This window comes from Limnochordia bacterium, assembly GCA_023230925.1.
Lineage (GTDB): Bacteria > Bacillota > Limnochordia > DUMW01 > DUMW01 > JALNWK01.
The window spans coordinates 1-14,835 of record JALNWK010000020.1 but is presented as its reverse complement, the minus strand read 5'-3'; the positions used below and the strand labels follow the sequence as shown (position 1 = coordinate 14,835).

Below are 14,835 nucleotides of genomic sequence, written 5' to 3'. Positions count from 1 at the left end.
AATGCTTCTGGGAAATCAGCAGGAGCTGGAAGGTTGTCTTCTGCGTTTTCCCTGAAGTCAGTTGGCATTCCTGACTATCGGTTATTTGGGAGCATCTGATAGATACAGTATGACCATCTTTCTGTGGCAAACAGCGGCAAAACAGGGTAGATAACTGAATAATCGCAGGAACAGAATAATAGTATCTGACGTTCTTGATGAACCTCTATTTCGGCAATGGTCATCATTACCAAAGACCTCTTTTAATCATTCCTATTCCTATGAGACTAGAGTTCTGCGGGTATGGAATACGCGCTCCGGGCAAGAACGGAAGTGGCAAGAAAAAGCAGGAACTACACATAATCATGTCGAAAATCTCTTTACAAAGCGCAAGTATATCGGAACGATTACTAATCAACTGAATATCGTCTTGTATAACAAAGGCTGATGGGTTCGTCTTAGAAGCAAGGAGGCTGTAAGATGGAGTATCTAGCCCATTCGCATAGTCGCTCAGGCCGGAAGGATTCTGTGAACTCTCATTTGCAGGACGTAGCCAAGCGTGCAGCGGAATATGCCCGCTCCTTTGGAGCGGGGAAGGAAGCTGAAGCCGCTGGTTTACTACATGATATTGGAAAATATGGTGAGTTGTTTGCAAAACGCCTTGAGGGTGAAGCACATGGTGTTGACCATTGGACGGCGGGTGCTTGGATACTACTGCAGAAATATAAACACCTAGGTATTGCTTCTGCTCTTGCTGTTCAAGGCCACCATATTGGCTTACAGCAAGGTACTAAGGATGCTTTGGTTCAGCTTGATCCGGGCCGGGGTATGGCTGGAAGCACGATTGGCATGGATGATATGGAGCTACGGAGCCTAGTCGATCGTTTTGAGGGCGATGGCTTGGTTCTGCCCGAGGATATTGGAGACTCTGTTTATCTGTGGTCCGATGTACGCGACGCAGCAGACATGTTGGATGTTCGAATGCTCTTCTCTACACTTGTTGATGCGGATTTTATGGAGACCGAAGCTCACTTTGCAGCAGAAACCCCTCGTGACAAGAAGTACAGACCTGAAGGACCTTCGTTGAATCCAGACAAAGCACTGAAGATGGTTCTTGACTACATTAAGCAACTGGCCGCAACCTCGGATGCATCGGAGCATATCAACCAAATAAGGGCCGATCTGTTGGACTGTTGTCTAGATTCGGCCGAGATGGATCCGGGGTTATTCACGCTAACAGCTCCTACAGGTTCCGGGAAAACCCTTTCAATGTTGGCTTTTGCCCTTAAGCACGCTCATTTGTTTTATATGCGTAGGATTGTGGTCGTCATACCATATCTTACGATTATCGAACAGACTGTAGGTTCATACCGGAAAGCTTTGGCTGCGCTGGGCGATGAGGAATTCTTACGAACATTTGTGTTAGAAAATCATTCACTAGCCGGTACTAAGAGTAACGATGAAGGTAAGATAGACAATGAGGAACGATTATTAGCCGAAAACTGGGATGCCCCGATCGTGGTCACAACCAGTGTTCAGTTTCTCGAGTCGTTGTTTTCCAACCGTCCATCTGCATGTCGAAAACTACATCGTCTTGCTAGTAGTGTGATTCTGTTCGATGAGGTACAGACACTTCCCGTTAGGCTACTAATTCCTACATTAGCGACTTTGTCGCACCTAAGCGAACGATATGGAGCAACTGTGGTGTTTTCGACAGCGACACAACCCGCCTTCGGACACCTACATCAGAGTGTCTTGGAGCAGTGTAATAGAGGCTGGCAGCCACGGGAGATTGTACCAAAGGAACTAGAATTGGCGAAACGGGCATCTCGTACCCGAGTTGTTTGGCCCCGAGAAGAGGAAAGACTGTCCTTTGACGAGTTGGCGACAGCTATCTCAAAACATCGGCAGGTCTTAGCTATAGTGAATGTAAAACGTCATGCAATTGAGCTTTTAGATCGCATGGCAAATACGAATGGATTAATGCACTTATCAACGAGTATGTGCCCCGCACACCGAACGGTTGTGTTAGAAGAAGTGCGAAAAAGGCTAGATAAGGGAATGCCTTGTAGACTAATATCTACACAATGTGTAGAGGCGGGAGTTGATCTGGATTTTCCTGTTGTCTATCGGGCTTGGGGTCCGTTAGAATCTATAACCCAAGCGGCTGGAAGATGTAACCGTCATGGGAATATGGAAAAGGGTGTGGTATACGTTTTCCGGTCGACTGATGGCGGAGCTTATCCCGACGCGGCATATCAGCAGGCGGCAAATGTTGCGGAGTTGGTTTTGCGCCAGAACGGAGCAAATATGGATCTTAGCGATGAAACGGTGTTTCAAGAGTACTATCGACTACTCTATAGTATCGCGCGTCCCGAGATTCAGTATCCCGATCTGGCTACTGCGATCAAGATTCAAGACTTTCAGAGAGTCGCGGAATTGTACCGCGTTATCCCTCAGGATTTCATTAATGTACTAGTTCCGTATGACCCTGATGTCTACACTGTCCTCGCAGACGAGGTACGAGACACTGGGCTTAATCGCGCCTGGATACAACAGGCCCGCCCCTATACGGTTGGTGAGTTCAGGCCAAGAAAGGATAATCCGCTTCTCGACTGGATTGAGCCAGTGCCGATAGGTCACAGCGGCGATAATGCCCATGATTGGTATATTTACTTAGGACCGCATTACGATCAGCTTAAAGGATTACAACCACAGGATAGCCCGGGGTTTTTCCACAGATGAGATGAAAGGATGGATTGATATGGAAGCTAAAGAACATGTTTTGGAGGTGTGGGGGGAATTAGCATGTTTTACACGGCCTGAGTTAAAGGTTGAGCGTTTTAGCTACCCGATTATCACACCCTCAGCAGCCCGTGGCATTTACGACGCTATATTTTGCAAACCTAGCAAGGATGTGTCTCAGGCTGAATTCAGGTGGCAGATAACCAGAATTGAGGCATTATCCTTTCCAAGTTATATTGGCCTACTGAGAAATGAAGTACAAGACGTTGTATCGGTCAGCAATGTGAACAGTTGGATCAAAGGCAAGCAACCTAAACCACTAGTAGCAGATGATACGAGTGGGCAACGAACGCAAAGACAGACAATGGCATTGAAGAATGTAAGGTACAGATTACATGCCCGGATAGTACCGTGGCCTGCATTCCGTTCTCGGCTGCCTGCATTTGATGCTCAGTTCCGTCGCCGCGCCGGACAAGGAAAGTGTTTTTACCAGCCTTATCTTGGCTGCCGTGAGTTTCCTGCCTATTTCCGGCTCGTGGATCAGAATGAGGAATTACAGCGATCGGTTCCTTGGAATGCCGACCTTGGATTTGTGCTCTATGACGTATTTGATCTGTCTCAACCCGGCACTGGCCAAAGCCAACCATCAATAAGTCTATTTAAGGCTGTGGTTAAGGACGGGGTACTAGAAGTTCCAGATTATGATGACCCCGCTGTACTAAAGGGGGAGAAGGAGGAGGGATAAGTGCTAAAGCGGCTTTATGATTATGCCAACAGTCACAATCTTGATTTTGAACCGGGCTTTAAGCCTAAGACAGTAAGATGGGCGATTGCTTGCAGTACCCGGGGAGGGCACCCACAGGTAATCCGGCTTGGCGATGCTGGTGGCAAAGGACTTGAGTTTGCCAAGTGCCCAGACTTGACTCAAGGAGAACTGAAACAAGGAGGCGAGACCAAGAGCCATTTTCTGATCGAGAAGGTTAGCGTTGTTACCCTATTAGGGGTGACTGGCGATACCAAGGCCGATCAGAAGTCTATTGAAAAACATGAATACTTTGTTGATCTTTTGAGACAAGCGAGCGTTGTGATGCCTGATCTTGCACACATTGCTAATTTACTCAGTGACTCAGTGTTACTTGAGCAAATACGTCAACAGCTTGCCGAACAGAAAGCTAAACCCACCGACGACATCACCGTCTTGGTTGATGGAGATTTCCCTGTTGAGTCTACTGCCTGGCACGACTGGTGGCGTGCATTCCGAGCAGGATTGCTGCCAGAAAAGAAAAAACAGGGTGTTCCTCGCATGCGGTGTATGATCACTGGTAAACTCATCGAACCGGCAGCGACCCATCCTAAGATTGAAGGCCTGGCTGATGTGGGAGGGGTATCTGTAGGGAGTCCTTTGGTGGGGTTTAATAAGTCTGCGTACTGTTCGTTTAATCTCGAACAATCCGCCAATGCTGCTATGTCTATTGAAGTGGCTTCGGGATACCGTGCTGCGCTGAATACGTTAATCCGGGAAAATGGTATGAGGTTAGGCGGTGCGAAAGTTGTATACTGGTTTTCGGAAAAGATCAATACAGATGATGACCCCATACCCTGGTTGATTGAAGGAAAGACCACCCAAGAGGAAGATGCTCACAAACAAGCGAGGGAACTTCTAACAGCTATTTGTAGTGGAGAAAAAGCGTCACTAGGAACAAACCGTTACTACGCTTTAAATCTATCGGGAGCTAGTGGAAGGGTAATGGTACGGGACTGGATGGAAGGCCAGTTTGAGGAGTTGGTCGGCAATGTTAATAGCTGGTTTGAGGACCTTTCCATAGTTCGCAATGATGGTCAAGGCCTGATACGTACCCCCAAATTCCTAGCTATATTGGGTGCCACTGTGCGAAGCTTGGATGACTTGTCTGCTCCGTTCATAGCACGCATGTGGAGATGCGCTATTCGTAATGAACCTTTCCCACGCTCCGCCTTAACTAATGCACTTATCCGTTGGCGGTCGTGCCTATTGTCCGGCGAAACGCCTAGTCAGTACAGTGCTGCTCTAATGAAAGCCTATCATGTTCGTGATAGCCGAAGGGGAGGAGAACCAAACATGATTACACCATATCTCAATGAGAGTCATCCTGAGGGTGCTTACCATTGTGGCCGTCTCATGGCCGTCTTGGCTGCTTTACAGCGATCTGCCTTGGGTGACGTGGGCGCAGGGGTGGTGCAAAGATATTATGCGTCTGCGAGCAGTACCCCGGCGTTGGTTCTAGGAAGGCTAACCCGCACAAGCCAATACCATTTGGACAAGCTCGACGCAGGACTGGCATACTGGTACGAAGCGAAATTGGCTAATATTTGGACTTGCCTTAAGGATAATATCCCGTCTACATTAACCCTTGAGGAGCAGAGCCTATTTGCCCTAGGATATTATCAGCAAGTTGCCGATTTGCGTACTAAACAAAAACCCAATGATGGGAAAGGAGATATTATCAATGAGTAAAGTGATAACTAACCGCTATGAGTTCCTATATTTAGTTGATTGCGAGAATGGAAATCCTAATGGGGATCCGGACGCTGGAAATGCGCCAAGGGTAGATCCTGAGGATATGCATGGTCTCATTTCTGATGTTGCGGTCAAGAGAAGGGTCCGCAACTACGTGCAAGCTGCCTATGGTAACCAAGCACCAAATGCAATTTTTGTTGCGCACAGTACGAATCTAAACCGGTCCATCGCGTTGGCCCACGAAAAGGCAAATGGGGGCTATACAAGTAAGGAAGCACCGAAAGATCGAGTTGAGAAAGCCAGAAAATGGATGTGCGATGTATTTTACGATGTGCGTACATTTGGAGCGGTTATGAGCACAGGCCCTAATGCCGGTCAGGTTCGGGGACCGGTCCAGATGACCTTTGCCCGTTCTGTGGATCCTGTATTGCCTCTCGACATATCTATTACCCGCGTTGCTGTCGCTGAACCGAAGAGTATACTTCCGTCGAGTGAGGCGTATGCGGAGTGGGAGTCTGAACAACAAGAGTCCAAGTTGCGGACGATGGGAAGGAAATCTCTAATACCCTATGGATTATACATCGGGAAGGGATTCATAAGTGCAAATTTAGCTCAGGATACGGGGTTTAGCGAAGAGGACCTCTCAATATTGTGGGAAGCGTTAGTGAGAATGTACGAACATGATCGTTCAGCAAGTAAAGGACTAATGTCTGTTCAGCAGCTGATAGTATTTCGACACGTCGGAACCGACAGTGATCTACAGCAACGAGCGCAGCAAGCCAAGTTAGGTTGCGCACCTGCACATACCCTATTTGATCTAATTGAAGTACGCAAGAATTCGGATGAACCGGCTCGCACTTTTGCCGATTACGAAGTAGTCTTTCACAAGAGTAAGCTGCCTAATGGGGTGGAGGTTGGTTTTGCAGGCGATACGAATGGTACTGTAGATATCCTTTGGAACGAAACTACAGACGGGGTTGTTGTTGCTTGATTGCTGATTCATTGCTTCAGGAACATGAGCCCGGGCTATACAGTGAGGACGATCTGCTACCCTTGTCTGCGATTCAACACATGGCGTTCTGTCCAAGACAGTGTGCCTTGATCCACCTAGAGTGTATTTGGGAGGAAAATGTGCTTACAGCAGAGGGGCGTTTGCTGCATGAGCGTACCCACCAATCGCAAAGAGAACTCCGTGGTGATTTGCTGATTGTACGGGGTCTTAGATTACGCTCAATGAAACTTGGGCTTACAGGACAGGCTGATGTGGTAGAGTTTCATCGGGTTGGGGCGGATCCAACGAATGGGGACATGAACACCGTGGCAATTGATAACCTAAGTGGCCTATGGAGACCCTTCCCAGTCGAATACAAACGTGGGCGGGCAAAGAAAGACAACTGTGACTTAGTCCAGCTTTGTGCGCAAGCCATTTGCTTGGAGGAGCTCTTATCTGTATCTATAGAAAGAGGTGCTTTGTTTTATGGTCAATCCCGACATCGTCTAGATGTGGAGTTTAGCAAGACGTTGCGGGCTGAGACCAAAAGGTTAGCCAATGAGCTACACATGCTATCAACGAAAGGTAAGACTCCTCCCGCAGAGTATAGCAACCGATGTAAAGCTTGTTCATTGGTGGATGCCTGTATGCCACTACTAGTCAAAAAAAGGAGTGTCAGATCATATATGAAATCTGCAGTGGAGGAAACACTGTCTAAGGAATCGGGGAAATGAGGGAGTTATTAGCGTGAAACGTTTGCTTAACACGCTATACGTGACTACGGAAGGAGCTTATCTAGCTCGGGAACGCGAGACGGTTGTAGTGAAGATGAAGGATCAGCCGTCCTTTAGAATACCTATACATACATTATCGGGAATTGTGTGTATCGGTAGAGTAGCTTGTAGCCCGCCACTAATGGGTCTATGCGCGGACCGTAATGTTGCCATATCGTTCTTGACCGAACATGGCCGATTCATAGCGCGCGTTACCGGGCCGGTAAGCGGCAATGTGTTGTTGAGAAGGACACAGTACCGGTGGGCGGATGATTCTATAAAAACAGCTGATGTGGCAAGGAATATAGTAATCGCAAAAGTTGTTAATTCTCGTGCAGTCTTAAGTAGAAGCTTGCGGGACTATCGAGACAGGATAGATCAAGTAGCAATAGAAAGGGTAATTAACAGATATGACCAAATCCTGGAGCAACTCTTGACTTGTTCCGATGTTGATCAGATTCGGGGATTCGAAGGCGAGGCAGCGCGACTTTACTTTGGAGTGTTTGATTGGCTCATTGTTGCGCAAAAGGAAGCGTTCTACTTAAAAGGGCGGAATAGACGTCCACCGCTAGACAATATGAATGCGTTGCTATCGTTTCTGTATACCCTACTCATGCATGATGTCGGGTCGGCGCTTGAGACAGTTGGTCTAGATCCTGCTGTTGGATTTTTGCACCGTGATAGACCGGGTCGGCCAAGCCTGGCCCTTGATCTAATGGAGGAGTTTCGTTCGTTTATTGCTGATCGGTTAGCGTTAACATGTGTGAACCGCAAGCAAATACAGTCGGATGGTTTCGAACGGTCTGAGGCCGGTGCTGTTGTTATGAAGGACGAGACGCGGAAAACCATAATCAGTGCTTACCAGAAGCGCAAAATGGACGAAATAGAACATCCTTATCTTGGTGAGAAAGTACCAATAGGTCTTCTTATGCACGTTCAGGCCATGTTAATGGCGCGCTACCTGAGGGGAGACATTGACGAGTACCCGCCTTATATGTGGAGGTGATGGGCTTAGATGATGGTCTTGGTCAGCTACGATGTCCGTACAGATGTGCCAGAAGGAGCAACGCGTTTGCGAAGGCTTGCGAAGATATGCGAGGACTACGGTCAAAGGGTTCAATATTCGGTCTTCGAATGCGTGGTTGATCCTGCACAATGGACCATGATGCGGTCGAAACTAGAAGCTACTATTGATCCAGACTACGATAGTCTTCGATATTACTATCTAGGGAGAAACTGGAGAAACAGGGTCGAGCACGTAGGAGCGAAGGCAACTTATGACCCGGAAGGACCGTTGATAGTATGAGTTGCGAACCTCAAGCTATCATGGAATCCCCGGAGGGTTCGCAGGAACGTTCACCAAAGGGTTTGACGGCTTATCGAGTTGATTTCAAGCTAGGAAATGAACCCGCTTTCGATAGGTTCGCTAAATCGGCTGCACAAACATAGGTGCAGGGCACAATAGCAGCCTATACAGTCGCCTCCCACGCGGAGGCGTGGATTGAAACAGAGTGCCGCGGAAGAATCTAAACTCTATCGTGTGTCGCCTCCCACGCGGAGGCGTGGATTGAAACCTTGATGCGGGCGATCAGCTCGCCCGCGGCCGCAAGTCGCCTCCCACGCGGAGGCGTGGATTGAAACCGTATTACTCTCGCGCCCTCCGGCAGTTGCCCGGTGTCGCCTCCCACGCGGAGGCGTGGATTGAAACCTTGCCTGCTCTTCCAGTTGCCTGACGATCAGGTCGTCGCCTCCCACGCGGAGGCGTGGATTGAAACCCGGGGTGTGTCTTCGTCGTCGAACACACAGGAATCCGTCGCCTCCCACGCGGAGGCGTGGATTGAAACCTGTAATAACTGTGATGGCGGTCATCTGCCCACCGTCGCCTCCCACGCGGAGGCGTGGATTGAAACATGACCTCCAACCATCCACCGGAAATATTCCCCTCGGTCGCCTCCCACGCGGAGGCGTGGATTGAAACACTTGTCTCCGATTATCAGCTACAATTACAAAGCGTCGCCTCCCACGCGGAGGCGTGGATTGAAACGCAGTATTAGCCCAGTTCGGGCTGGTGGGGAAATTGTCGCCTCCCACGCGGAGGCGTGGATTGAAACCGTAATACCGTTAGGAGGATGACAAATATGATTCGTCGCCTCCCACGCGGAGGCGTGGATTGAAACATGGCAACAGGGCTGACGAAATTTACGCCATACAGGTCGCCTCCCACGCGGAGGCGTGGATTGAAACACCCAGGTCCTCCCTAACTATCTCTGGGTCATCGTCGCCTCCCACGCGGAGGCGTGGATTGAAACGCTAAAATAGAAGAGGGAGTAAAAAAGGTCACCTCGTCGCCTCCCACGCGGAGGCGTGGATTGAAACGACAAGCCGCAAGCACCGCTTGGGCGTGGACGGCCGTCGCCTCCCACGCGGAGGCGTGGATTGAAACTCTGGTTCCTGTGCATCAAATTGCGCAGTCAAAAGTCGCCTCCCACGCGGAGGCGTGGATTGAAACCCGGGTTAGGTTGGCGATGTCCAAATTGGGATAGCTGTCGCCTCCCACGCGGAGGCGTGGATTGAAACGTTTTTTGCTGTTGGGCATCCGATGACCATGCGTGTCGCCTCCCACGCGGAGGCGTGGATTGAAACAGACGACATCCGGGAGGCAATCGACGCCCTCACCGTCGCCTCCCACGCGGAGGCGTGGATTGAAACTTGGACCGCTATCGGGTACATGGCGATCAGTTGTGTCGCCTCCCACGCGGAGGCGTGGATTGAAACACAAGCCGCAAGCACCGCTTGGGCGTGGACGGCCGTCGCCTCCCACGCGGAGGCGTGGATTGAAACTGGTTGGGTTTGACTTGTTACCCGGTCAAAACCAGTCGCCTCCCACGCGGAGGCGTGGATTGAAACATCAGCCAGTTTCTGGTGGTTGCGCTCGCCGCACGGTCGCCTCCCACGCGGAGGCGTGGATTGAAACCACCGGTGCAGGGAAAACGTTTGCGCCGATCTACGTCGCCTCCCACGCGGAGGCGTGGATTGAAACGGTTATGACGGTAGCAAATACGCCGATTGGGGGGGTCGCCTCCCACGCGGAGGCGTGGATTGAAACAGATAATTCTGAAAACAATAATAGCCCCCCCTAGTCGCCTCCCACGCGGAGGCGTGGATTGAAACGCCGTTTCCTATGTCGTGCATAGCTTCGTAATCTGTCGCCTCCCACGCGGAGGCGTGGATTGAAACAACCTTGCGGGCGTGACTAAGATTTATCTTTCGCGTCGCCTCCCACGCGGAGGCGTGGATTGAAACTTCGCCATGCTATCGAAGTCAGTATTCCATGGGCGTCGCCTCCCACGCGGAGGCGTGGATTGAAACGTTGTTATGAGTCGGGAACAGATCGAACAGCATCGTCGCCTCCCACGCGGAGGCGTGGATTGAAACAGCTGGTTGCGGGGTAATGGTTATCTGATCAAGCGTCGCCTCCCACGCGGAGGCGTGGATTGAAACTCCGGTACATGGGGGGGAGGGACCTAGGAACGTAAGTCGCCTCCCACGCGGAGGCGTGGATTGAAACTCGTTTACTGTTGCCGTCGTCGATCTCCACTTCTGTCGCCTCCCACGCGGAGGCGTGGATTGAAACGAAGAACTCGTGGAGCGCGACGCATGAGTGTGAGTCGCCTCCCACGCGGAGGCGTGGATTGAAACATCAGGATGGTGGAGTATTTGAGACTGATAACATTGTCGCCTCCCACGCGGAGGCGTGGATTGAAACTTGTGCTGTTCTATTACTACTTCTTGTACTACTCGTCGCCTCCCACGCGGAGGCGTGGATTGAAACGGTGTGTATATATAGCCTTCGCCATGGCAGTATGGTCGCCTCCCACGCGGAGGCGTGGATTGAAACACATTGCCCGAACCCTGAAAGATCATGGGTTCCGTCGCCTCCCACGCGGAGGCGTGGATTGAAACCTCTAAGCCAGTAGCGGAAGTTTCGGCCAAAATCGTCGCCTCCCACGCGGAGGCGTGGATTGAAACACCGGTACGCCGTCTACAAAGTAGTCGGTAGTATGGTCGCCTCCCACGCGGAGGCGTGGATTGAAACTTCCAATCCTAAATATATCGATTGGATGCATGTCAGTCGCCTCCCACGCGGAGGCGTGGATTGAAACAAACGAACCAGCTTGGCGGGACGGATACCTTGAGTTTGTCGCCTCCCACGCGGAGGCGTGGATTGAAACAAACTGTTTGACCCAGTCCTCTGCCAGGACCAGGTCGTCGCCTCCCACGCGGAGGCGTGGATTGAAACGACATCACATGTTTGATCTGGATATGGGGCCGAAAGGTCGCCTCCCACGCGGAGGCGTGGATTGAAACTATCATGCACCTTACGGCTGCCATCCCAACTTATGTCGCCTCCCACGCGGAGGCGTGGATTGAAACCGGAAGCCCATTATCGCACACGCAGTCCTCGATGGTCGCCTCCCACGCGGAGGCGTGGATTGAAACGCACATAACTATAAGGTGACAAATCCGTTCTGAAGTCGCCTCCCACGCGGAGGCGTGGATTGAAACCCACACTTGACGCATACGCATCTTGGCTCAAATAGTCGCCTCCCACGCGGAGGCGTGGATTGAAACAAGAACAAGGATTACAATTAAAGCTTGCAATCAAGTCGCCTCCCACGCGGAGGCGTGGATTGAAACATTTGGAGAAAGACGGCGAGGTCTGGACAGGAGAGGGTCGCCTCCCACGCGGAGGCGTGGATTGAAACTTATGTTACTGAGAGACCCATTAGGTATCCCCTTGGTCGCCTCCCACGCGGAGGCGTGGATTGAAACCTCACATATGGCTTCACCCTTTGACGGGGCTCAACAGGGCGTCGCCTCCCACGCGGAGGCGTGGATTGAAACCTCACTGTCCTCGCCCGCCACTCCTCGCCAAGCTTGCGTCGCCTCCCACGCGGAGGCGTGGATTGAAACTCATTTCACCAAGTTGAGCGGAGGTCATGAGCCGTCGCCTCCCACGCGGAGGCGTGGATTGAAACATTTTGACTTACAAGCATAGTATAAATGATACGAGTCGCCTCCCACGCGGAGGCGTGGATTGAAACTCGGTATATATGGAAGCTATTTTTTTCGCGTCGCCTCCCACGCGGAGGCGTGGATTGAAACTATGTGGGGGAAATCATCAAGGATGGGAACGGTGGTCGCCTCCCACGCGGAGGCGTGGATTGAAACTACTGCTTGTTCTACTGCTTGTTCTACTGGTTCTGTCGCCTCCCACGCGGAGGCGTGGATTGAAACAACGGCCTCTTTCCGGGGTTCCCGGACAGAACTTTGTCGCCTCCCACGCGGAGGCGTGGATTGAAACATACTGGTGGCCGGATCACGGCCATCACGGTAATGTCGCCTCCCACGCGGAGGCGTGGATTGAAACACTTGGAGTGTCGGAATGGATGGTATACGAGATGTGTCGCCTCCCACGCGGAGGCGTGGATTGAAACACTTCCGCGACAATACGATCTGCATTATGCTTGTGTCGCCTCCCACGCGGAGGCGTGGATTGAAACAAGCGAGACAGATCTAAACGACCTGTTCTGGTTCGGTCGCCTCCCACGCGGAGGCGTGGATTGAAACGCATCCTACCGATCTCGTCGGAGCCGCCATTGTGGTCGCCTCCCACGCGGAGGCGTGGATTGAAACAAACGCTGGGAGCGCATCCGCTGGTCGGCAGATAGCGGTCGCCTCCCACGCGGAGGCGTGGATTGAAACCACAAGGTGAACCGACATTTTACTATGCAGTCTAGTCGCCTCCCACGCGGAGGCGTGGATTGAAACCCACATAAGACCTTGGTCTGGTATGAGCCCGAGGTCGCCTCCCACGCGGAGGCGTGGATTGAAACCGATGGTTCAGTATCAAGCACTGAAGTCCTCAAAGTCGCCTCCCACGCGGAGGCGTGGATTGAAACCCCTGTTGCCCGGCAATACATGCTGAACGCCTCCTGTCGCCTCCCACGCGGAGGCGTGGATTGAAACCATTATATAGAGCCCAAATTAGAGGAAGAACGGTGCCGTCGCCTCCCACGCGGAGGCGTGGATTGAAACCGTCCCACATAGGTTTTTCTGCTGTTCCGGGATGTCGCCTCCCACGCGGAGGCGTGGATTGAAACTGGTTAATCCTCCTGGCCCGCTGTGTCGGCAGCGTGTCGCCTCCCACGCGGAGGCGTGGATTGAAACTCCGTATCTTCGCCACACATTGGACAAAACGCAGGTCGCCTCCCACGCGGAGGCGTGGATTGAAACCGTTATGTGCTCGTCTACTACCTCTCGCGGGATATGTCGCCTCCCACGCGGAGGCGTGGATTGAAACGATTGGACAAGGCTGTATGAACGAGAGGAGGCATCAGTCGCCTCCCACGCGGAGGCGTGGATTGAAACATGACTGCGAATGTGGACAGGCTGGTTGTTGGGGTCGCCTCCCACGCGGAGGCGTGGATTGAAACCCCAAGCACCGCCCATAGCCGTATCGACAAAGACGTCGCCTCCCACGCGGAGGCGTGGATTGAAACCCATCATCTACCACTCCACAATTATTCTCGATTCGTCGCCTCCCACGCGGAGGCGTGGATTGAAACAGAGGTGGAGAAGAGCCGAAGACGCACACACTTGCCGTCGCCTCCCACGCGGAGGCGTGGATTGAAACGTGATACACTTTGTTTCAAGTTCAAATATCTTGTGTCGCCTCCCACGCGGAGGCGTGGATTGAAACGGCGAACCATATGGTGTTTGTTCGTAATTTCCTAGTCGCCTCCCACGCGGAGGCGTGGATTGAAACACCGATTGGGTTGCAGAGGTCGTCCTGCCCACCATCCGTCGCCTCCCACGCGGAGGCGTGGATTGAAACCCGCATGACGGTTTCGATTCGCCCGACACTTACGTCGCCTCCCACGCGGAGGCGTGGATTGAAACTTTAAATTATTCTATTCTCTATCCAGGAGTGCCTGTCGCCTCCCACGCGGAGGCGTGGATTGAAACTTTGTCGAAACCGAGATAAAACAGATCGAGAAGCGTCGCCTCCCACGCGGAGGCGTGGATTGAAACACGTTTAACACGACATGCTGTATTCCATCTGCATGTCGCCTCCCACGCGGAGGCGTGGATTGAAACCATACGGTGCCGAAAACATCGATGGAACATATGAGTCGCCTCCCACGCGGAGGCGTGGATTGAAACGAGTACGAATATGGTCTGAATGAGAAGCTAGAACACAGTCGCCTCCCACGCGGAGGCGTGGATTGAAACACCGTCGGCCAAGGGGCGCCATAGCCCATGGAATGTGTCGCCTCCCACGCGGAGGCGTGGATTGAAACGATCTGAATCCCATCCGGCAGGGTGGTAGCCCCCGTCGCCTCCCACGCGGAGGCGTGGATTGAAACTGCACATCCGGCATAATGGCTCTCGCCGTAGTATCGTCGCCTCCCACGCGGAGGCGTGGATTGAAACGACAATATCACCGAGCGTCCGGACCTCTTTCGGTCGCCTCCCACGCGGAGGCGTGGATTGAAACGTCAAGGTCTGCCACCGGTCGGAGCACCTCGAGTGTCGCCTCCCACGCGGAGGCGTGGATTGAAACACCAATTCCCGTACAAACTCAGCCCCGGTTCGTGGTCGCCTCCCACGCGGAGGCGTGGATTGAAACAGTGGATGGTGATATGGATGTATACACGTGTCGAAGTCGCCTCCCACGCGGAGGCGTGGATTGAAACCTGTCCCCTTCGCAACCGTTCGTATCAGCGACCAGTCGCCTCCCACGCGGAGGCGTGGATTGAAACGATCTGAATCCCATCCGGCAGGGT

7 protein-coding genes and 1 CRISPR repeat array are annotated in these 14,835 nt (G+C 52.2%); all 7 genes read left to right on the top strand.

The window, feature by feature from the left end; translation table 11 throughout:
* Nucleotides 1–459: 459 nt before the first annotated feature.
* Genes cas3 through cas2 form a run of 7 tightly spaced genes read left to right on the top strand, consistent with a single transcriptional unit; the run spans nucleotide 460 to nucleotide 8,291 of the window.
* Complete coding sequence (cas3, locus tag M0Q40_06180) at nucleotides 460–2,724, top strand: CRISPR-associated helicase Cas3' (protein ID MCK9222198.1); 2,265 nt, start codon at nucleotides 460–462, stop codon at nucleotides 2,722–2,724.
* Nucleotides 2,725–2,743: 19 nt separating this feature from the next.
* A complete protein-coding gene (cas5c, locus tag M0Q40_06175; protein ID MCK9222197.1) occupies nucleotides 2,744–3,469 on the top strand; it encodes a type I-C CRISPR-associated protein Cas5c in 726 nt (241 codons plus the stop codon).
* Complete coding sequence (gene cas8c, locus M0Q40_06170; protein ID MCK9222196.1) at nucleotides 3,470–5,218, top strand: type I-C CRISPR-associated protein Cas8c/Csd1; 1,749 nt, start codon at nucleotides 3,470–3,472, stop codon at nucleotides 5,216–5,218.
* The gene (cas7c, locus tag M0Q40_06165; protein ID MCK9222195.1) at nucleotides 5,211–6,212 is read left to right on the top strand and encodes a type I-C CRISPR-associated protein Cas7/Csd2; all 1,002 of its coding nucleotides are present in this window, start codon (nucleotides 5,211–5,213) and stop codon (nucleotides 6,210–6,212) included. Before cas8c ends, cas7c begins: the two co-directional genes overlap by 8 nt.
* Nucleotides 6,209–6,946 (top strand): CRISPR-associated protein Cas4, encoded by a 738-nt coding sequence (gene cas4 / locus M0Q40_06160; protein ID MCK9222194.1) that lies wholly within the window; start codon nucleotides 6,209–6,211, stop codon nucleotides 6,944–6,946. Before cas7c ends, cas4 begins: the two co-directional genes overlap by 4 nt.
* 13 nt (nucleotides 6,947–6,959) lie before the next feature.
* A complete protein-coding gene (gene cas1c / locus M0Q40_06155) occupies nucleotides 6,960–7,991 on the top strand; it encodes a type I-C CRISPR-associated endonuclease Cas1c (protein ID MCK9222193.1) in 1,032 nt (343 codons plus the stop codon).
* Between the two features lie 9 nt (nucleotides 7,992–8,000).
* Nucleotides 8,001–8,291, top strand: a complete 291-nt coding sequence (gene cas2 / locus M0Q40_06150; protein ID MCK9222192.1) for a CRISPR-associated endonuclease Cas2 — start codon at nucleotides 8,001–8,003, stop codon at nucleotides 8,289–8,291.
* A 170-nt stretch (nucleotides 8,292–8,461) separates the two neighbouring features.
* Nucleotides 8,462–14,811: a CRISPR direct-repeat array (repeat unit 32 nt; unit sequence GTCGCCTCCCACGCGGAGGCGTGGATTGAAAC).
* Nucleotides 14,812–14,835: the final 24 nt, after the last annotated feature.

Bases quoted from the DNA above. Each gene is read 5' to 3' on its own strand.
- cas7c (MCK9222195.1), top strand. From the start codon at position 5,211: ATGAGTAAAGTGATAACTAACCGCTATGAGTTCCTATATTTAGTTGAT.
- cas2 (MCK9222192.1), top strand. From the start codon at position 8,001: ATGATGGTCTTGGTCAGCTACGATGTCCGTACAGATGTGCCAGAAGGA.
- cas5c (MCK9222197.1), top strand. From the start codon at position 2,744: ATGGAAGCTAAAGAACATGTTTTGGAGGTGTGGGGGGAATTAGCATGT.
- cas3 (MCK9222198.1), top strand. From the start codon at position 460: ATGGAGTATCTAGCCCATTCGCATAGTCGCTCAGGCCGGAAGGATTCT.